The sequence below is a fragment of the Asaia spathodeae NBRC 105894 genome (assembly GCF_025994195.1).
In the GTDB taxonomy this organism is placed as follows: Bacteria; Pseudomonadota; Alphaproteobacteria; order Acetobacterales; family Acetobacteraceae; genus Asaia; species Asaia siamensis.
The window spans coordinates 175,733-196,387 of sequence record NZ_BAPY01000026.1 but is presented as its reverse complement, the minus strand read 5'-3'; the positions used below and the strand labels follow the sequence as shown (position 1 = coordinate 196,387).

Here is a 20,655-nt window from a genome sequence, read left to right as displayed (position 1 = left end):
CCAAGCTGACAATAACTTGATACAAAACTCATCTCGTCCGGATTACGGTGCCAGGCGTTCCCGCCGCGACAGCAGGAACCGTAACGCTCACAGGATCACATGATGGAACTCAAGATGCCCCTCGCCCGCAGAGGGTTTCTGACAACGGCTCTGGGTGGCGCCGTCTGCGCTGCCCTGCCGGCCCGTGCCGCGACAGAGGCGACGGCAACACCACCCAACGTGATCAGCCAGCCGCCCCGCCAATGGGGTGCTGCTGCGGGACCGGCCTATTTTCCTGACCCTGATGTGATCGCGCTCGATCCGTCTTTCAGCAATCTGACCTATTTTGCTGCCCCCATCCGTCGGATCTACGACAAGGGTGACTGGACGGAAGGCCCCGCCTGGAGCAGCGAAGGGCGTTATCTGGTTTTCAGCGACGTCGTTCAGTCAAAGGCGCTGCGTTATATCTGGGAAACGGGCGAGGTGACGGAGTTTCGTCCGGATAGCTATGCCGCCAACGGCAATTGTTTCGATTTCCAGGGCCGTCTGATCACCTGTGAGGATTTCTTCCGTCGGCTCGTCCGCTTCGAGCATGATGGCAGTGTGACGGTGCTTGCCGACAAGTTCGAGGGCAAGGGGCTGAATTCGCCCAATGACGTTGTGCCGCATCCGGATGGCAGCATCTGGTTCACCGATCCGGGTTACGGGACCAACATCTCGGAAGGCCATGCGGACGAACCGGGTGGCCCGACCAATCCCGATGGCAAGATCCGCTGGAAGATCGGACGGGAGCTGATTGGAGAGATTGGTGGCGTGAGACGCCAGCAGGACCATGTGTTCCGTCTCGCCCCCGATGGCACGCTCAAGGCCGTGCTGATGGAAAAAGACGTGACCTGCCCCAATGGTCTGGCTTTCTCGCCCGACTACAAGAAGCTTTATATTGCCTCGACCCCCGCCGGGCCCGGTCAGAAGAAGGGTGGCGATCAGGCTATTCATGTGTTCGACGTGCAGGGCGACAGCCTGACCAACGGGCGCGTCTTTGCAGATATGCGCTTTCATGGCGCCCAGATGAATCCTGACGGATTCCGGGCCGATGTATTCGGCAATCTGTGGTGCGGTGTGACAGGCCCGCTCGGCTTGTGTGGTGTGTTCGTGTTCAGCCCGCAAGGCGTCTTGCTTGGGCGTATCCGTCTGCCGCAAGGGTGCTCGAACCTGACATTTGCGGGGCCAAAGCGCGACCATATCGTGATGTGCGCAGGCAGCGCCCTTTATATGCTTCAGGTCGGTGTGCAGGGCGCGGCATCTTCCTGATTCGGTCATCGGTTTGATCGGATCGCTGTATCCGGAAGCCGGATTTAACCCGGGTTGCGCCCCGTGCGGCGCGCGACCTGGGTTTGTCATTTGAGTGTATGGCTCTATCTTTGCAAACAAACACAATAAAATGGGATGTAATAAAATTTATCAATACATCTATAATAAATAGGAATATCTTATGATTTTTAGTCTATAATAATACAATATTTATCACTTATTTGGGTGGTGCGGGAGGGGGATTGGTGAGGAGGTTTTGTAAATAAATTATAAATATAAAACGGCAAATACAATATAATACCACAAGACGAATATTTTAATTTTTACTATATTTCTGTTATTTATGAATTAAATTTATGAAAAGCAATGCCGGGGATATAAAAAAATATTTCCCCACCCCCAAAGAATGTCGGACACGATATTTACCAGCTTCTATATAGAAATCATCATAGGAAATAATGGGATATACGCTCACTATTATTTGTGAAAAATATACAATTTGTCTAATTTTATGTGATTTATTTGTTTATTACAAAACTAGCGGGCCCGGTAACGGAAGCTTCGGGGTTGAACAAAAAGAAAGAAAAACGATGGTCAGTGTCATCATTTCTGCTGGAATTTCAAACGGCTACCATTGGAACGGAGCGACAGTCACAGTCCTGAATGGAGGGGCTCTGGTGGGTGGTGGATTGATCAACTGCATCACCACTGTCCAGGCTGGCGGCTATATGGGAGGCGAGACCATCACCGGAGGGATCGCCAATGTTCAGCCTGGAGCAAGCATGACGAGTTGCACCATCACCGGTGGGGCTACGGTCACGGCGAATGGGGTCGCCATCTCGGGTGGTACTGTGGGGCCTGGCTCGACACTTAACTGTAACGGAGCAACCCTCTCAGGTAATCTCGTCAATAGTGGGTTCACTAATGGTGGCGTCCTGACAGGGGCGGGAACCGTCGAGAGAATAGTCGCGGGTGTGGTCACGGGTCAGACGATCAACGCTGGGGCGACAATGGTGGTCGATGGTGGCGACATCAACGGAGTATTCACCGTGCAGGCCGGAGGGTCGGCTGTTTTGACCGGCAATGTCGGGGGCACCATTAATATGGCTGCGGGCGGCTACACTCAAATTACCGTCTCCGGTTCTGTTATGCCTCATACAGTCATTACCGGTTTTAACGGTCAGGATTCGTCTCTGTCTGACCGGGTTTACCTCGCGGGTCTGACAAAGAGTCAGGTGGCTTCTGTTTCTGTCGGCACAGACAAGATCACGCTGACCATGAAAACGGGTTTTTCCATGACCCTGAATATTCAAGGGGTGGGGGCTTCCGGGTACTCGCTGCTGGACACGTCAAATGGTCTCGCGATCGTAGTCTGTTATCTTGCAGGTACCATGATCCGTACGCCAGACGGTAGTAAAGCAGTTGAATTGCTTAAAAACGGTGACATGGTGTTGGCGCGTGCTGGGGATGAGGACATTCTGCGTGAAGTGATCTGGACAGGGCAGGGGCATTGCTCTGTCAATTCTGCCCTGGAAGATGACCGTGCTGGATATCCGGTCTGCATCCGAAAGGGAGCCATCGATGAGATGATTCCTGACCGTGACATGCACGTCACGGCCGATCACTGTCTGCTGATAGATGGAAAATTTGTTCCGGTGCGTATGCTCGTGAATGAGAGCACCATATTCTACGATCGCTCGGTTACTGAGTATACCTATTATCACTTCGAAACGCGTGAGCACTCTATCGTCGTTGCTGACGGTATTCTTTCAGAAAGCTATCTCGACACAGGAAATCGTTACATCTTTGACGTGCAATCGGCGAGATTGCATCCGTTGAGTGAGCGCAAGACATGGGAGCACGATGCTGCAGCTCCCTTATGCACGACTCGCTGCGAAATCGAACCGATTTTCAGAAGGCTTGTGGCCCGATCTGGCGTAGCTGCAGCAGAGGTGCCTCACACGTTTGACCCTGATCTCTGCCTCGAGACCGATCAGGGAAATCTCATCAAGCCGTTGCGCGTGGCGGGTTGCAGGCATCTGTTCCAGCTTCCCGTAGGGGTAAACAGCGTTGTGATCAGGTCACGATTTTCGCGCCCATGTGACGTGTATGGTGCTTTTGTCGATGATAGGCGCGCTCTTGGCGTTTTAATAGGGCAGATCCTCTATTTTGCTGATGGCAATATTACTGAGATAAAGAGCCATCTCGATTTACACGAAATGGCGGGTTGGCATAAGCGGGAGGAATCCCCTTGCCGATGGACTGCGGGGGATGGCTTCCTGTTTCTTCCGGAGTGCCAGCTAAAGAGTGATCGCATCCTCACGCTCGAAGTGCTGCAGGCAGGGCCCTATAAGCTCGACGGAGCGACGGAATGGACTCGGGCGCTGGCCGGCTGACATCATGGGCGATTAGTGTGGCGTTATCGCCACGCGTCGTATAGACTTCAACATCGTGGATGAAGGTCCGCCGAATATTATACAGGTCATCGGAGCTAGTTTCGAGGCAGATGGCATGTCTTGGTCAGAGCCACGGAGCGAGTCACTCTAGTTTGGGCTATCCTGCGTGACTCCCGAATTCAGATTTTATGCTTATATTTCGTATTGCAATAGTGAATCTATAAAAACAATTCTTTTATAGGCTGACCTACCTTATCGCGAGGCGCTTGAAGGAGTGTTCCTCGTTTGGGACGGCCTACTCGCAGATTGACGTTGTGAGCATGTCTGCGCCGTAAAGATCGATCTGCCCTGTCATGAAAAGCCGGTTCCGCCGGCGCGTCTCAGTTGAACGAATCTTTATATCTCGGACGATGGCAATGACAGATACAAGAAAGAAATACAGAAAAATGAAAGATAGAATAAAATAGATATATTGATAATGCAGTTGAAAATAATCGATAATTTCTATCGATTTTCTGAATCTGGATGATACAGGATACCGAAAATAATTTGATAATTGATTACATCAAAGTAACTATATAAATTTTTCGTGCAGCTGAAAACGGGCTTATCCCTGTTTCTTTTGTGAAAACAATAAGAACCATACCAAAATTGGGAAGAGAAGAAACGATGGCCGGCACCAACTTTGTGATCAGTTCAGGCATGATGAACGAACTTCACTTCTTCAGTGCGAACATCACAGTGAAGAGTGGTGGTGCCTTGTCTGGTGGATGGGCATTGAGTTGTGTCACTGTTCTCGAGAGTGGTGGACGAGCGCTGGATGAAGGCTTCGGGGCAGGTAAGGTGACCATGCAACCGACCGCCCTCATATCCGGTGGGTCGTTTTACTCAAGTGTGACGGTTAGTGCGCTGTCAGGTGCGACACTGACAGACTGCACTATGGATTCGGGTGTGACGGTGAGTTGTGCAACCGGCGCTCTGGTGACGGGCCTGACGTCGAATGCCGGCACGATCATTGGTGGGACTGTTGCTGGAGTAGGGTCTGTCGAGACTGTGACCGGATCGGTCCAGAACCAGACTGTGGCATCCGGCGCAACGATTGCAGTCAATAGCGGCGGGCTGATCGCAGGCAGCGTGTCGCTGCAGGAGGGGGCGTCAGCAGATTTGAGCGGGCCGGTAGGCGGAACCGTCAACCTGGCCGGGACCAGCTATGCGACGGTCACGCTCTCTGCTGGGGCGATGCCCACGACGCTCATCACAGGCTTTAACGGCGCAAGCGAGAGCCTGTCCGATCAGATCAAGATCGCTGGTCTGGTAAAGGGCGATATTGCCTCGGTGATCACGGGCACCGACGTCTTGATGCTGATTCTCAAGGACGGTCGTATCCTGACCCTGAATGTTCAGGGTATCCAAAATACAGGTGTCTCGGTTCTTGAGACCGATGACGGCATCACACTTGTTGTCTGCTACCTTGCGGGCACGCGGATCGAGACACAGGAAGGTGTTGTTCCTGTCGAGATGCTGCGGGTGGGCGATCTGATAAGCGCAGTGGTCGATGGTAAGAAAGAGCTGCGTGAAATTATCTGGACGGGCCGAGGACATTGCGAAGTCGATACGGAAAAATCCGATGATTATGCCGGATATCCCGTTTGTATTCGTAAAAATGCGCTGGGCGATAACCAGCCCCTTCGTGACCTCTATGTCACCAGCGAGCACTGCCTCCACATTGACGGTCGTTTCATTCCGGCGCGCATGCTCGTCAATGGCCAGACGATCTGTTACGACCGCTCGCAAAGCTCGTATGATTTCTTCCATTTCGAAACACGCCATCATTCGATAGTCATCGCTGAAGGCGTGTTGTCGGAAAGCTATCTCGATACTGGAAACCGTGCGCTCTTCGGCGCTCAGGCCGGATCTGTTCCGCACGAGATATCTCGCAAGACCTGGGTAAAGGACGCAGCAGCACCGTTGGGCACCGACAGGGCTTTCGTCGAACCGATCTACCGGAAGATTGCGTCTCGCATAAATGGCAATGAGAGTTTTCTCCCGAAAACGGTATCCGATGCGGATCTCTATTTGCAGACGGAATGCGGGCAGATCATCCGTGCCGTGCGTGTGGCTGGGGCCAAGCATGTATTTCTGCTGCCGTCTTCGGCACGCTTCGTCTCTATTCGCTCGAGGGCTTCGCGCCCGTGCGATGTGATTGGCCCGTTCGTCGATGATCGTCGGACGCTTGGTGTGCGTGTTGGACAGGTTTTGCTATTCGTTGCGGGTCGAATTGTCGAGTGCCGTCAGCATCTCGAGCCCTCCGAGATCTGCGGCTGGCATTCCTATGAGGGGAATACATCGCGTTGGACAAATGGCGAGGGCTTTCTTTCTTTGGAGGAAAGCATGGGAGACGAATTGCGTCTTCTGTCGTTGGAGCTTCTTGAGGCGGGGCCATATCTGGATGTGAAGGGAGTGACTGGGGCGCAGTCCTACCTCAACGCGGTTTGAGCCACTAACGCGGATGCAGATCAAAAAGGCGGATTTGGGGTCGTTGGTGCAGAGCCCGCGAAGAAACCCGGCAGGCGATGAGACGCTCGTGTCCCTTGGTGAAACCGTGCCATAATGGTCGCCCTACCCCAAGTTTGCGGGGGGCGACGTGCTCCCTCAAGGCTGCTAAACGATTCTCATGATCCGTGCCTCTACCGCCCTCTCATCCGACACGTTCTCATCCCTGTGGCTTTCCACTGCGACTGGTGGTGGCACTTCAGCGACTGCGCCAATGGTCGGACGTCGCGGCGGTGGGCGTAATGGCCCGCCGCGCGGACCACGCTTCCGGCGCTGGCGTCAGGGTCTGGCCATTGCGGTCGGCGTCATGCTGGTCGGTGTGGCCGGGTCGGGGCTTTTTGTCTGGCATCAGTATGAGCAGATCGCTTCCGACCTGCCGAGTGTCGACACGCTCAAGACCTATCAGCCGCCCACGGTCAGCCGGATCTATACGTCTGATGACCGGATCATGGCCGAGCTCGCCGCCGAGCGCCGGATCTATATCCCGATCAACGCCATTCCAGAGCGCGTGAAGAACGCCTTCATCGCGCCGGAAGACCAGAATTTCTATACCCATGCCGGTCTTGATCCGCTGGCGATCCTGCGTGCCGAGCTGACCAACCTGACGCATCGCAGCAAGCGTGCCCTGGGGGCCTCGACCATCACGCAGCAGGTGGCGCGCAACATGCTGCTCAACAGCAATGCGCGCACCCTCGAGCGCAAGGAGAAAGAGGCGCTTCTCGCCCTGCGTATCGAGCAGACGCTCAGCAAGGACAAGATTCTCGAGATCTACCTCAACGGTATCTATCTCGGTAACGGCGCCTATGGCGTTGCGGCGGCCGCACAGACCTATTTCAACAAGCCGCTCGACCAGTTGACCGATGCCGAAGCGGCCTTTCTGGGGGCACTGCCGAAATCGCCCGCAAACTACAATCCCTATCGCCATCCCGAGCGGGCTATCGAACGCCGTAACTGGGTGCTCGACCGGATGGCAGAAATTCATGCCATCACGCGAGAGGCCGCAGAGGCCGGGCAGAAAGAGCCGCTCATCCCGCATGATGCGGTGCGCTTTGGCCCTCTGCCCAATGCCGAATGGTTCGGCAGCGAAGTCCGTCGCCAGCTCATAGACCGCTACGGCCCCGACCGGGCCATGCAGGGCGGGCTTGAGGTGCATACCAGCCTCGACCGCAAACTTCAGGATGCAGCAACGCTCAGCCTGCGGCAGGGCCTCATGGACTATGACCGCAGCCATAGTCGCTGGCGCGGTCCGGTCACGAAGCTGCATGATCCGGGCGCCATTGCAGGCTGGGCCACGGCGCTCAAGGATATCACGCCTCCTGCTGGCATGATCGACCAGTGGCGCCTTGCTGTTGTTCTCAACCCCGCCCAGGGCCGTGTGGGCTGGCTTTCGCATGGCGAGGCACAGGAAGGACAGGTCCTGCCGAAGGATCTTGGCTGGATGCGCAGTGGTGGTGCTTTGGCGGCGGGCGACGTGATCATGATCGAGCCGCAGGCTGAATCAGGCCGTGTCGCGGTGCGTCAGGTGCCAAAAGTCGAGGGCGCTCTCGTCAGTCTCGATGCACGCACAGGGCGTGTTCTGGCCATGGTGGGCGGCTGGTCCTTCAAGGAGTCGCAGTTCAATCGCGCAACGCAGGCACTGCGTCAGCCGGGCTCATCCTTCAAGCCCTTCGTCTATCTCGATGCGATGGAGCAGGGGATTCCGCCGTCGGAGAAATTCGACGATGCCCCTGTTTCCTATGGCGACTGGCACCCGAAAAACTACGAAGAGGATAACTGGGGCCCGACCACGCTGCATGACGCACTGCGTGAGAGCCGCAACCTCGTCACCATTCGTCTTGCCGCCCATCTGGGCATGAAATCCGTGGCTGACATGGCCATCTCCATCGGTCTTGTCGACCAGATGCCGCATGTGCTGCCAGCAGCTCTTGGCGCGGTCGAGACCACGGTGCTGCGTGAAGCAGGGGCCTATGCGACCATCGCCAATGGCGGCAAGCTCGTTACGCCGTCGCTGATCGATGCCGTGCTTGATCGTGACGGCACCGTGCTCTGGAAACCCGAGGGCGTGGCTCTTGGCACCACCATGCAGGCACCCAACCAGACAGCTGTCATTGCCCCCGCCCTTCCGGCCACGCCCGATGCCGCTGTGCCGCCGGCAACGCCGCCGGTCCGGCCTGTGCAGCCGCCTGTGACCCAGCCCGTGGCGGGCAGTGTGGAAGTGCCGCATCTGCAGGACAACCGGCGTCAGGTCGCAAGCGCCGCGAGCACCTATCAGATCACGGCGATGATGCAGGATGTCATCAAGCGTGGCACCGGCACGATCGCAGGACAGGGCATCACGCGCGAGATCGCGGGCAAGACCGGCACCAGCCAGGATTTCCGCGATGCGTGGTTTGCCGGTTTTACGCCCGATATCGTCACGATCGTCTGGGTCGGTTTCGACACGCCGCAATCCCTCGGCAAGAGCGAGACCGGCGGGCGCATCGCCGGTCCGATCTGGAACCGCTTCATGAAGGTCGCGCTTGAAGGGCGGCCCGAACTCAAATTCCGTGTGCCCGAAGGCGTGACACTGGCCCGCTACGACACGGGTCGCCTCATGGCGGTCGACGGGTTCAAGGCCGATCAGGTGCCAGGCATGAGCATCGCGCTGCATGGCTTCGGTGCCGGTACCGAGGCGCTGACAGCCGCCGATACCGGGACCGATCTGTACGATACGGAAACCGATATGGCCGGGGCGGCCAGCCAGGCGGGTCCGAGCGACCCCAATGGCGAGAATTCGGGCGCCCCCAAGAAACTTCAGGCCCCCAATGCGCAACCTCCGGGTGACATCGGCATGGGCGGGCTTTATTGAGGCACAAACCTTTTCTGGGAGCATGAACAATGTCGGCCGAAACCGAGGCCCTATCGGAGCAGATCAAGCAGTCGGTGGCACTGCTGAGGAGGCATCTTTGACTGGGATGCAGCACAGACACGACTCGCGGAACTCAATCACCGCGTAGAAGACCCCGACCTCTGGAACGATGCCGACGCTGCACAGAAGCTGATGCGTGAACGCACGCTTCTGGCGACGCAGATCGAAGGCGTCGAGAAGATCGAACGCGACACCGTCGATATGCTCGAACTCGTCGAACTGGCCGAGGAAGAGCAGGATCAGGACACCGTGGCCGAAGCCGTGGCAACCCTGCGCAAGCTGGCCGAGCAGGCCAATGCCCGTCAGATCGAGAGCCTGCTCTCGGGCGAGGCGGACAGCAATGACTGCTATATCGAGGTCAATGCAGGCGCTGGCGGCACCGAGGCCCAGGACTGGGCCGAGATGATGCTGCGCATGTACACCCGCTGGGCAGAGCAGCGTGGCTACAAGGTGACGGTCATGGAAACCAGCGAAGGCGAACAGGCGGGCATCAAATCCGCCACGCTGCTGGTGACGGGTGCCAATGCCTATGGCTGGCTCAAGACAGAGGCCGGTGTGCATCGCCTGGTGCGCATCTCGCCCTTCGATGCGGCTGCGCGCCGTCAGACGTCGTTTGCCTCTGTCTGGGTCTATCCGGTGGTGGATGACACGATCGAGATCGAGGTCAATGACAGCGATCTGAAGGTCGATACCTTCCGCGCTTCCGGCGCCGGTGGGCAGCACGTCAACAAGACCGATTCGGCGATTCGCATCACCCATATCCCGACGGGAATCGTGGTGGCATGTCAGACCGACCGTTCGCAGCACCGCAACCGTGCCACAGCCATGCAGATGCTGAAGGCCCGCATGTATGAAGCAGAGCTTCAGAAGCGCGAGGCGGCGGCGGCGCAGACCGAGGCGGCCAAGACCGATATCGGCTGGGGGCACCAGATTCGCTCATACGTTCTGGCACCGTATCAGTTGGTGAAGGATCTGCGCACAGGCGTGGAAAAGGGTAATCCAGACGCAGTTCTCGATGGAGCGCTGGACGATTTCATGTCTGCGGCTCTGGCACAGCGCGTGGGTGCAACGCGCTCGGAAGCAAGCGCCACAGCTCAATAATCCGGGCTATGGGGAAGGGGCTGAATCTCTTGCTACGCAAGACTTTCAGCCCCTTTTTTCGTCTTTCATAAATATTACTCTTGCAGTGAATTAATGTTCCGTTTCACTGTGTCTCAAAGTGTCGTGTCGCTGGTATGCAAACCAACGCGCTCCGGGAAAACGGCACGAACGAAACGAAACTGACTTGACAGCAGTGCCTTACCTTTGCCCAATTTGCACGGGAGCCATGCGTCAGAAGCATGGTAAACATTTCGGGATGTGTCGGCCAAACTGACGCTTGACCGGAACGCAAGTCGCATGGGGCGGTTGCGATAATTTCAAGTCGGTCCGCCCCTCTCGCAAGAGAGGTGTGGGGTACAGGACAGAGGGTTTGGAGTGACACAACCGATGAACTACGCCGAGCAGGAGCGACGCCCGACGAAGTACATCGTCGGCATCGCAATCGCTGTGCTCTTCCACGTCGTTGTGATCTACGCCTTGGTGAATGGTCTGGGTTCGAAAATCGTCGAACAGTTCCATCCGCCGATCAAGACGAAGATCATCACGGAACCGAAGAAGCCACCGCCGCCGCCGCCGCCACCGCCGCCGCCGCAGATGACGACGCCGCCGCCGCCGTATATTCCGCCGCCGAAGATCCAGATTCAGCCGCCGCCGCAGAAGCACGTGATCAAGCAGGTGACGCATGAGAAGCCGCCGGCACCAATGCCGCCTGCGACTGTCTCGGCTCCGCCCACGCCGTCCGCGCCTGTAGGTCCGCCGGTTCCTGACCACTCCGCTGGCGCTGTGCCGATCAACGGTGCGAAGCCTGTCTTCCCTGAGGAAATGCTCGAGGAAAACCGTGAGGGTAGTGTGACAGTGGCCTGCGACATCGACACGACGGGCAAGCCGTCCAACTGTCAGGTGCTGAACTCCTCCGGTGGGCATGCCTTCGTGGAAGCCGCGATGGAATTCCTTCGCAAGGCCCGTTACCAGCCCGCCGTCACCAACGGTCAGGCCGTGGTCGAGCATCACCATACCCTGCACATCAACTTCGCCCTGGGCGACGACTGAGTGCGGACCGGTCAGGTTTCCCCCGACCGGAAATAGAGAATGGGGTGAGGGGTCCGCAGGATCTTTCCGCCCGGCGGGGACGGGGGCAGGCAGCCTCCGCGCCCCGGATAGTGAGAAACCAAGCCGCTCCCCCCCAGAACGGGGCGGCACTGCCAGAGTCCTTCTCGATAGGGGCTCTTTTTCAGAGGATTTGGAGTTAATGACGAGACTGTTCCGCCTTCCCGCTCTCGCCGCCCCGGCCCTGGCAGTCACGCTTGCCGTGGCGCAAGGTGTGGTCGTGCCGGCCGTTGCTCTTGCTCAGGACGCCCCGGCTGCCCAGCCCGCTCCGGCTGCACCGCAGGCAGCGCCTGACGCCGCAGCTCCTGCTGCTCCGGCACCTGATGCAGCCGCTCCTGCTGCCCCGGGCGCACCGGCACCTGATGCGGCTGCTCCGGCTCCGGGTGCACCGGCTCCTGATGCCGCAGCCCCTGCCGCTCCGGCTCCCGATGCCGCTGCTCCGGCCCCGGAAGCTGCTGCTGACACGGCTGCTCCGAAGTCTCAGGAAAACCCGTACGGTCTGGGCGCTCTGTGGTCCGGCGGCGACGTGATTTCCCGTAGCGTTCTGATCATCATGGTGATCATGTCCGCAGGTACCTGGATCATCATGGTCACGAAGTTCATGGAGCAGGCCAAGGTATTTGGTGCTTCCAAGGAAGCCGCTCGTGAATTCTGGACCAAGCCGACCGTTCAGGAAGGTGCTGCTGCCCTCAAGCCGGCTTCGCCGTTCCGCTACATCGCAGAGACGGGTATCGTTGCTGCCGAGCATCATGAAGGCTCGATGCGCGACGCCATCGACCTGCACAGCTGGACCGCGATGTCCGTGCAGCGTTCGGTCGACACCATCAACACGCGTCTGCAGGGCGGCCTCGCCTTCCTTGGTACCGTGGGTTCGACCTCGCCGTTCGTCGGTCTGTTCGGTACCGTCTGGGGTATCTATCACGCTCTGACCGCCATCGGCATTGCAGGCCAGGCATCGATCGACAAGGTTGCCGGCCCGGTTGGTGAATCGCTCATCATGACGGCTATCGGTCTTGCTACCGCTGTTCCGGCCGTTCTGGGCTACAACCTGCTCGTTCGTCGCAACAAGGGCGCCATGGACCGCGTGCGCAACTTCGCCGCCGACGTTCAGTCCGTTCTGCTGGGTGGCTTCCGTCACGGCGTAACGCCGACGACCGGTGGTGACCACAGCCCGACGACCACGACCACCAGCTCGCGAGTTGCCTGATCATGGCAATGAACGTCGGTGGGGGTGGTGAAGAAGACGAAGTCGTCTCGGCGATCAACACGACGCCGCTCGTCGACGTGATGCTTGTTCTTCTCATCATCTTCCTGATCACCATCCCGGTTGCGACGCATTCCGTGAAGGTGCAGCTGCCGCGCGACGCCAACCAGCCGACCCAGACCAAGCCAGGCAACGTTGTCCTGGCGGTCACGGCGAACGGTCAGGCGTACTGGAACGAGATTCCTCTGCGCGGTCATCAGGATCTGCTCGATCGTCTCGAGAAGGTCGCAGTCATCAAGCCGCAGCCCCAGATCCAGATCCGGGGCGACGGCAAGGCACGGTACGAAGCTGTCGGCAAGGTCGTTGCTACATGTCAGGAAGCTGGCATCTACCACATCGACTTCATCACCGAGCAGCCTCACTCCTGATCCCGGTCAGGGCCCCAGCTACAGGAAGACCCCGCTCACAGGGCAGGGTCTTCCGGCTCCGTTTTTTCCAGAATCCGGCCTCTGCCGGTTTTCCGCCTGTTGGAGAGTTCTCTCATGGCCATGAGCGTCGGATCCGACAGCACGCATGAAGACGAGGGCATCGTCGATATCAACACGACGCCCCTGATTGACGTCATGCTCGTGCTGCTCATCATGCTGATCATCACCATCCCGCTCCAGACCCATTCGGTCGCGCTGGACCTGCCGCAGGGCAACCCGCCGCCGAGCACGGAAGAGCCCAAAGTTGTCACGGTTGCGATCGATTTCGATAACTCGATCAGCTGGAATGGTGCCCCCATTTCGTCCGAGGCCGATCTCCAGGCTCATTTCATGGATGCAGCCAATCAGCCTGATCAGCCTGAAATGCATATTCACCCCAATCGTCTGGCCGATTACAAGACGGTAGCTCACGTGCTCGCCGACGCTCAGCGTCTGGGCGTCACCAAGCTCGGTATCGTCGGTCAAGACCAGTTCATGGAAGGACAGTAAGTGCGTTTTCCCCGTTGTTCTCGCGCCCTCCTTGCAGCCAGCTCGCTTCTGGCGGTTTCCTCTTCCGTTCCCGTCATCGGCGCCTGGGTGGCTCCTGCCGCTTACGCTGAAGACCAGCTGAGCGCCAAGGTCGGTAAGCCGCTCCAGGAGGCGCAATCGGCTCTGGGTGCGAAAAACTATGCCAAGGCCATGGCTGCCGTTGATGCTGCCGATGCCCTGCCGGGGAAAACCGAATACGAGAAATACACCATCGCCCAGATGCGCGCGGCTGTTGCCGCGTCGTCGGGCGATGTGGCGGCTGCGTCGAAGGCCTATGATGTTCTCATCGCCTCGTCACGCACGCCTGCTGCTGCCAAGCAGCAGATGCTCATGGCCAATGCGACCATGGCGTATAACGCCAAGGATTATGCTCACGCTGTGCCGGCTATCGAGCGCTATCTGAAGATCGCCGGTCCCAATGCGCAGATGCAGGCTCTTCTGGTGCAGGCCTATTACCTGCAGCAGGATTACAAGAATGCTGCCCGTGTCCAGCAGGATCAGATCGACGCCGAAATCAAGGCGAAGCACGTCCCCAGCGAGAACCAGCTTCAGTTCCTGGCGACCTGCTATCATCAGATGAAGGATTCGGCCAACGAGACGCATGCCTATGTGCTGCTGGCCAAGTTCTACTCCAAGCCTGATTACTGGGCGATGCTGATCCATAATCTCGCGGCTGATCCGCAGATGCCGGATGCGCTGCAGTTCAATCTCGAGCGCCTGCGCATGGCGACCGGCGTTCTCAAGGACCCCTCTGACTATATGGATATGGTTGAGCGCGCTGTTCAGGCAGGTCTGCCCCAGCTCGGTCTCAATCTGATGGATCAGGCCTATGCGTCTGGTGCGCTGGGCAAGGATGCTGGCGCCGCACGCGAGGCGCGCCTGAAAGCCATGGTCGTCAAGCGTGTTGCCGAGACAAAGGCTAGCCTTGCGGCTGATGCCGATGCCGCCCGCAAGATGCCCAACGCGGCTCCGTCGCTCACGGCAGGCTATAATCTGGTGCTCAATGGTCAGGTCGATGCCGGTCTTGCGCTGATGCGTGAGGGCCTGGCCAAAAAACCGGCTGCGCCGGAAGGAGCCAAGCTGCAATACGGCATGGCGCAGATGGATGGTGGCCGCAAGGACGACGCCGTCAAGACCTTTGCTGATGTCCATGGCGACCACGGATCGGCGGATCTGGCCCAGCTTTGGACGCTTCTTGTAACGAAACCATCAAAGTGAGGTAAAGCGCGTGTAAACGCGCTCCCAACGGTTGTCCTTGCGCCGTGGTAGACATAGATTGTATCAAATCTCGTTTACCACAGCATGATCGATGGGATAAATGACGACAGTAACTCCAGCTCCTGACCTGCCGGCTCGTATCCTTATCGTTGAAGACGACCCCGGCATGCGAACTCTGATCCAGCGCGCCCTTCAGGGCGACGGTTTCCGGGTTCGCAGTGTGGCTTCAGGAGATGAGATGTGGGACGCCCTCGCAGTCGGTCCGGTAGACCTTCTGGTGATGGATGTGATGCTCCCCAAGACCAGTGGCGTCGAACTCTGCCGTGCCATCCGCAACGGCCAGGGAACCAATCACCCGGGCGAATCGCCTCTCGCCCAGACCCCCATCATCATGGTTTCCGCACGCGGTGAAGAGCGTGACCGCGTTCTCGGTCTCGAGATCGGTGCCGATGACTACGTGGCCAAGCCCTTCGGCCAGCGCGAGCTTCTTGCCCGTGTGCGTGCTGTCCTGCGTCGCGGCCAGGGTGCAGCGCCGACCGAGGTTTCCCGCAAGGAAACCATCCTGTTTGCAGGCTGGAAGCTCGATCTTCGCCGTCGCGAACTGACCGACCCGTCCGGGGCCGTCGTCGACATTTCGGGCGCAGAGCATGATCTGCTCATCAGCTTCCTCGATAACCCCCAGCGTGTCATCGCTCGTGATCGTCTGCTCGAACTGTCGCGCACACGTCTGGGCGATGTCTCCGATCGCAGCATCGACGTTCTGGTCAGTCGCCTGCGTCGCAAACTCGGCGCCGATGCTGACGCGTTGATTCGTACGGTGCGTGGCCTCGGCTACATCTTTGTCGCTGAAGTCGAGCGCGTCTGAGGGTAAATGCCTTTCACCCTGGGAGGGGGCAGCACGCCCCGCATCATTCGTCTCTGGCCTGTCGGGCTTGTGGGGCGTGTCAGCGTCGTGCTGCTGGCGGCAGTCATTCTCGTCTTTGTGGCCAGTGCGTTCTTCTATGAAGAAGCCGAAACCTATATCGACGATGACAGCCGCATCACCCAGCTTGCCGAAGAGCTGAGTACCGATCTCAGGGTGTTGCGTACAACCCCGATCAGCCAGCGCGGGCTGCTGGGGGCGCTGCTTTCGGATAACGGAATCAGCGTGGCCTGGCGGTCAGCCAATCAGAGTTTCGAGCGCGATCAGCCCCATCGGCTGCGTCATGTCGAAGACAGTCTGATCGCCAATGATCGCGATCTGGCACGGGCCGATCTTCATGTCTGGGCCGATCGCGCCGATTCATCGAGCATCCACGGCACCTTGCAGCTGGCTGATGGCAGCCGCCTTGTCTTCAACGTGCCCGGTATCCTGAAGCATCGTCATATGACGGGCGGCCTGGCTTCTGCGGCGATTACGGCCAGTGCCGTTGCGATTGCAGCAGCCATGATCGTCCGCTCGCTCAGCACCCCGCTGAGGGCGCTGGCGGAGGTGGCCGATAGCATCGCCAAATCCGATGACATGCAATGGACGATGGTCGATGAGCGTGGGCCGCGAGAAGTGCGCGGTCTGGCTAATGCAATCAACAAGATGCAGCATCGCATTCGTCGCCTGATCAATGACCGCACCGAAATTCTGGCCGCCGTATCGCATGATCTGCGAACACCTCTGGCGCGTCTGAGACTGCGCGCCGGCTTCATGGACGATGAGGAAACACAGGCAGCCATTGAGGCCGATATCGATGAGATGGAGGCCATGGTGACAGGCGTGCTTGCCTATCTGGCTGGCGATCTCGATCCCGAGCCGGTCAAGCAGGTCGATCTCGTGGCCATACTCAATACCCTGCTCGACTCACAGAGCGATCGGGGCAGGGAGACGAGCTATACCGGCCCTGATCGTTGTCAGGCCTGGGTGCGACCGCTTGCCATCAAGCGTGTCTTTGCCAATCTCATTGATAATGCCTGCAATTATGGTGGCGATGCCCATGTCACGCTCGAAACCGCGGGGCAGGCAGCCATTATATCGGTCGTCGATGACGGTCCCGGCATTCCCGAAGCCGAACTCGAAAAGGTGCTTTCTGCTTTCTATCGTGTCGAGGGGTCGCGCTCTCGTGCGACGGGCGGTATGGGGCTAGGGCTTGCCATCGTTACCCGCGAGGTGGGCCGCGCCAGAGGCAAGGTCGATCTGCACAACGTGCCGGGTCGCGGGCTTTGCGTTCAGATCACGCTTCCTCTTGGAGCCGCAAAGGTCTGAATTCGGGATAAGGGACTTGCGTAGTCGCGATTGATGGCACATCTCACAGCGACAACTGCAAATTGAGAGTCGTGATGTTCATCGAGACCGAGGATACACCAAACCCCGCCACCTTGAAGTTCTTGCCCGGTCGCGCCGTGACCGGCCATCGCGGGACGGCCGATTTTGCCGAGGCCAAAGCAGCAGAGGGGCGCTCTCCCCTGGCGACGACGCTGTTCGATGTGAACGGTGTCTGTGGCGTTTTCCTCGGGGCCGATTTCATTTCTGTCACCAAGACAGATGAGTTCAGCTGGAACACGCTCAAGCCGCTGCTTCTTGCTGCCATCACCAGTCATTTCGAGTCGGGCGCGCCCAGCCTCGAGGCCGCTGCCGAGACGCAGGAAGAAGCGATTGCACCGGAAGATGAGGCTGTTGTCGCCCAGATTCGTGAATTGCTTGATACACGCGTTCGCCCTGCCGTTGCGGGAGATGGTGGTGATATCGTATTCAGGGGCTACCGTGATGGCGTTGTACGCCTGACGATGCAAGGTGCCTGTGCGGGTTGTCCTTCTTCGCGTGCAACGCTCAAGCACGGTGTAGAAAACATGCTGCGCCACTACGTTCCTGAAGTGGTGGCCGTCGAACAGGTTGAGGATTGAAGACGTGAGTGAGACCCATCCGGAGACCTTCATGACGGCGCCCCTGGATGAGACTTCACTCGATCAACTCTTCCGCCACGCGCGCTCGCCGCGTGGCTGGTCCGACCTGCCGGTCGAGCGTGAAACGCTTGTTGCGCTCTATGACCTGCTCAAGCTTGGACCGACTTCAGGCAATTGCTGCCCGGCGCGCTTCGTTTTCCTGACATCCGATGACATGAAGGAGCGGCTCAGACCGGCTCTTTCATCCGGTAATATCGCGCTCTGTCTGCAGGCGCCTGTCGTGGTGCTCGTGTGCCACGACCCACTTTTCTTCGAGCATTTGCCACGGCTGAGTCGCGAAGCCGATCTGCGAAACTGGTTTGCCGCCGATGTCGGCTTGTCGGAAGAAACGGCCTTTCGCAATGGCTCCCTTCAGGGAGGCTATCTGATCCTGGCTTCCCGCGCCCTGGGCCTGTCCGTGGCGCCATTCTCCGGATTTGATTCATACGCTGTGGAAGAGATTTTCCTTGGCGACACAGGGTGGCGGATCAATTTCATCGCCGGGCTGGGTTATCCCGATGCCCATGCTCTGCCCGAGCGTGCCATGCGTCTGGGCTTTGACGAGAGCTGTCTCGTTCTCTGATGCAGGCAGATGGTGCAACACGCAGTCTGGTGCTGAATGGCGCCACGCTTGGTGCCGGGTCATGTGGCGATGTGGCGGCTTTTCTCGGGAGTGAGTGCGTCGCCCAAGAACATCTGGAGGGGGTTGGGGCAACCGCCTCTCTGGCCGCTACCTGCCAGAACCTGCTTCGCACGCTTGGTTGGCAAAAGGGTCCTCATCGCATCATAGCCGTTACCGGGCCGGGGTCATTTACCGGGCTGCGGGCCAGTCTGGCTCTTGCCGATGGTCTGGCATTCGGCTTTGGAGCGACCCTTCATGGCGTGACAACCGGGCAATGCTTCAGATCCAATCCCGCATGGGCGAACAGCATCTGTGTGACGCAGGCAAGGCGGAACAGGATCTATGTCGAGTTTCAGGACGGCAGATTCTGGGCTGGTGCTCCTGACGAACTTGCCCTGCCAGAGGGCAGTTGCGTGATCGGGAATGGGGCTTCCCTGCTCCAGAGTGCAGACCTTGCACGTATCGATGTGGTGCAGCCTGATATTGCCCTGATCTTCGAAGCCGGATCACGAATACCCGCCAGCGGTCCTTTGCAGCCCTTGTATATCGATGCGCCAGAAGCCAAGCCGCCTGCGCAGGGCCTGCGGCCTGCGCCGCTTCCTTGACCGGTTCTCCGGCCTGCATTCTGGCAGGGCCTTCTCATGCTTCGCTGCTTTCTGAGCTGCATTCCGCCTGCTTTGAGGAAGACGAGCGCTGGAATGAAGACGCTTTCTCGGGTCTGTTTGCGACCCCCGGTATCATGGCGTGGGTTATTGTGGCCGACGAAGATCCAGCCGGGCTGCTGATGCTGCGGCAGAGCGCCGACGAAGCCGAAATTCTGACTCTGGGTGTTCACCCCCGGTATCGAAGGAAAAACCTGGCAGCGCAGTTGCTGGTCGCAGGCTGCGCGGCGCTCAGAGCGCGGGACGTGAGCACCCTTTTTCTCGAGGTCTCGGTCAGGAACGATGCGGCGACGGCACTTTATCTGAAGCACGGCTTTATTCTGTGCGGCCGCAGAAAGGCGTATTATCCCGACGGGAGTGACGCATCAGTCCTGAGCTACGATTTGACGAGCGTCATGCGGTAATCAGCTATCGCATCTTCGCCGAGCGGCTGACAGTCACTTGTCTGTCCAAGTGTTCTGAGAAGAATTTCCACATTCCGTCTCGTTTCTTCGCCACGTAAAATAATTTCCAATGCTTCACCGGGACTGCTTTTATCCAGAGCAAGTCTGACGTGAACCGTTGTCATGGGGCAGGTCTTGTCTCGGATATCTATTTTTTTTGAAGGCATAATATTCAAACTTTACGAATAGTTGTTATATCTTCTTGAACTCGTTTTACCAATCAGTATATCTTTCCCAAAATATGTTCTTTGGGGAGAATTCACATGTCCGACGATCCGGATAACTTGACCCTTCAAAAGCTAACTACACAGATTATTTCCGCTTATGTAACTCATAACGAAATTGCTGGTCAGGATCTACCAAACCTGATCCGCACGGTGCATCAGACGCTTTCGAATGTTGCCCATACCAAGCCCGAGACCGTCAAGCCAACCCCGGCAGTCCCTCCCAAGAAATCAGTCTTTCCCGATTACATCATTTGCCTTGAAGACGGGAAAAAGCTGAAATTGCTGCGTCGTCATTTGCAGACAGTGTACGATATGACGCCTCAGCAATACCGCGAGCGCTGGGATCTGCCCCCTGAATATCCGATGGTCGCGCCAAATTACGCCAGCCATCGTTCGAATCTTGCCCGCAAGATCGGCCTGGGTCACAGACGGTGAGAAAGCCGCCCTTTGTCTGCCACTTAACGTTGGCAAAGGGCTCGTTTTTCGGCTACGCCCTATTTCATGGTATCTGAAGCGAAAGCTGACGCAAAGCGAAGCGGGCGGGCTCAGGATGAGTCGCGCATCGGTCAATTATGCATCGAACGTGGCCTGAAAATGACAGGGCAGCGTCGCGTTATCGCGCGCGTTCTGTCAGAGGCTGAAGATCACCCCGATGTCGAGGAGCTGTATCGCCGTGCGTCACAGCTCGATAGCCGGATCTCGATCGCCACGGTCTATCGCACGGTCAGACTGCTCGAGGAAAAGGGCATTCTCGAACGTCGTGACTTTGGCGGCGGTCGCGCACGCTATGAGGCCAGTGAGCCGGGTCACCAGCACCATTATCATCTTATCGACGTCGATACCGGCCATGTCGTGGAATTTGAGGATGAGGAACACGCAGACCTGATGGAGACGCTTGCGCGTCGTCTTGGCTTCGATCTGGTTTCCCATCGTCTCGAACTTTTTGGTCGCCGTCTGCCGCAGAAGGCAGGTGAGCCGACAGGTCAGGACGGATGAAC

General features: G+C 58.1%; 19 protein-coding genes. 18 read left to right on the top strand and 1 reads right to left on the bottom strand.

The annotated features are described in order from the left end of the window. Positions 1-102 precede the first annotated feature (102 nt). The 16 genes from AA105894_RS10280 (at position 103) to AA105894_RS10205 (ending at position 19,391) form a co-directional block, all read left to right on the top strand. Complete coding sequence (locus AA105894_RS10280; RefSeq protein WP_373316767.1) at positions 103-1,290, top strand: SMP-30/gluconolactonase/LRE family protein; 1,188 nt, start codon at positions 103-105, stop codon at positions 1,288-1,290. Between the two features lie 458 nt (positions 1,291-1,748). Further along, entirely contained in the window at positions 1,749-3,686 is a 1,938-nt protein-coding gene (locus AA105894_RS10275) for a Hint domain-containing protein (RefSeq protein WP_267311617.1), read from the top strand. A 669-nt stretch (positions 3,687-4,355) separates the two neighbouring features. Then, positions 4,356-6,182, top strand: coding sequence for a Hint domain-containing protein (locus AA105894_RS10270; protein WP_267311616.1), 1,827 nt, complete (start codon positions 4,356-4,358; stop codon positions 6,180-6,182). A 271-nt stretch (positions 6,183-6,453) separates the two neighbouring features. Further along, positions 6,454-9,087: a penicillin-binding protein 1A gene (locus AA105894_RS10265; RefSeq protein ID WP_267311711.1), complete on the top strand. Its 2,634-nt coding sequence runs from the start codon at positions 6,454-6,456 to the stop codon at positions 9,085-9,087. Positions 9,088-9,116: 29 nt separating this feature from the next. Continuing rightward, positions 9,117-10,248, top strand: a protein-coding gene (prfB, locus tag AA105894_RS10260) for a peptide chain release factor 2 (protein WP_188425487.1) whose coding sequence is annotated in 2 segments (ribosomal slippage) — positions 9,117-9,185 and positions 9,187-10,248 — 1,131 coding nt in all. Because the reading frame shifts where the segments join, the coding sequence is not laid out codon by codon here. A gap of 387 nt (positions 10,249-10,635) precedes the next feature. Further along, on the top strand, positions 10,636-11,298 hold the full coding sequence (locus AA105894_RS10255) for an energy transducer TonB (protein WP_188425488.1): 663 nt from the start codon (positions 10,636-10,638) through the stop codon (positions 11,296-11,298). A gap of 199 nt (positions 11,299-11,497) precedes the next feature. Next, entirely contained in the window at positions 11,498-12,562 is a 1,065-nt protein-coding gene (locus AA105894_RS10250; protein ID WP_267311615.1) for a MotA/TolQ/ExbB proton channel family protein, read from the top strand. A gap of 2 nt (positions 12,563-12,564) precedes the next feature. After that, positions 12,565-12,987, top strand: coding sequence for an ExbD/TolR family protein (locus AA105894_RS10245; RefSeq protein WP_188425490.1), 423 nt, complete (start codon positions 12,565-12,567; stop codon positions 12,985-12,987). Positions 12,988-13,101: 114 nt separating this feature from the next. Further along, complete coding sequence (locus AA105894_RS10240; protein WP_188425491.1) at positions 13,102-13,536, top strand: ExbD/TolR family protein; 435 nt, start codon at positions 13,102-13,104, stop codon at positions 13,534-13,536. Then, positions 13,537-14,793, top strand: coding sequence for a hypothetical protein (locus AA105894_RS10235; protein WP_229719539.1), 1,257 nt, complete (start codon positions 13,537-13,539; stop codon positions 14,791-14,793). A gap of 100 nt (positions 14,794-14,893) precedes the next feature. Further along, positions 14,894-15,658, top strand: a complete 765-nt coding sequence (locus AA105894_RS10230; protein ID WP_267311614.1) for a response regulator — start codon at positions 14,894-14,896, stop codon at positions 15,656-15,658. 6 nt (positions 15,659-15,664) lie between these two features. Then, on the top strand, positions 15,665-17,026 hold the full coding sequence (locus tag AA105894_RS10225; RefSeq protein WP_188425493.1) for an ATP-binding protein: 1,362 nt from the start codon (positions 15,665-15,667) through the stop codon (positions 17,024-17,026). 74 nt (positions 17,027-17,100) lie between these two features. Beyond that, on the top strand, positions 17,101-17,664 hold the full coding sequence (locus tag AA105894_RS10220) for a NifU family protein (protein WP_188425494.1): 564 nt from the start codon (positions 17,101-17,103) through the stop codon (positions 17,662-17,664). A gap of 31 nt (positions 17,665-17,695) precedes the next feature. Continuing rightward, complete coding sequence (locus AA105894_RS10215) at positions 17,696-18,286, top strand: malonic semialdehyde reductase (protein WP_267311710.1); 591 nt, start codon at positions 17,696-17,698, stop codon at positions 18,284-18,286. Further along, positions 18,286-18,930: a tRNA threonylcarbamoyladenosine biosynthesis protein TsaB gene (locus tag AA105894_RS10210; RefSeq protein ID WP_267311613.1), complete on the top strand. Its 645-nt coding sequence runs from the start codon at positions 18,286-18,288 to the stop codon at positions 18,928-18,930. The genes AA105894_RS10215 and AA105894_RS10210 overlap by 1 nt, the downstream gene beginning before the upstream one ends. After that, a complete protein-coding gene (locus tag AA105894_RS10205) occupies positions 18,927-19,391 on the top strand; it encodes a GNAT family N-acetyltransferase (RefSeq protein WP_267311612.1) in 465 nt (154 codons plus the stop codon). Before AA105894_RS10210 ends, AA105894_RS10205 begins: the two co-directional genes overlap by 4 nt. On the opposite strand, the gene AA105894_RS15970 is transcribed toward AA105894_RS10205, so the two are convergent. Continuing rightward, the gene (locus AA105894_RS15970; protein ID WP_373316761.1) at positions 19,364-19,597 is read right to left on the bottom strand and encodes a sulfurtransferase TusA family protein; all 234 of its coding nucleotides are present in this window, start codon (positions 19,595-19,597) and stop codon (positions 19,364-19,366) included. The two genes, AA105894_RS10205 and AA105894_RS15970, sit on opposite strands and share 28 nt — an antisense overlap. A 96-nt stretch (positions 19,598-19,693) precedes the next feature. Here AA105894_RS15970 and AA105894_RS10200 point away from each other — a divergent pair, with 96 nt between their 5' ends. Both AA105894_RS10200 and AA105894_RS10195 read left to right on the top strand, forming a co-directional pair. Further along, positions 19,694-20,092 carry a MucR family transcriptional regulator gene (locus AA105894_RS10200; RefSeq protein WP_267311611.1) on the top strand — a complete coding sequence of 133 codons (399 nt, stop codon included), beginning with the start codon at positions 19,694-19,696 and terminating at the stop codon, positions 20,090-20,092. A 66-nt stretch (positions 20,093-20,158) separates the two neighbouring features. Beyond that, positions 20,159-20,653, top strand: coding sequence for a Fur family transcriptional regulator (locus tag AA105894_RS10195; RefSeq protein WP_267311610.1), 495 nt, complete (start codon positions 20,159-20,161; stop codon positions 20,651-20,653). Positions 20,654-20,655: the final 2 nt, after the last annotated feature.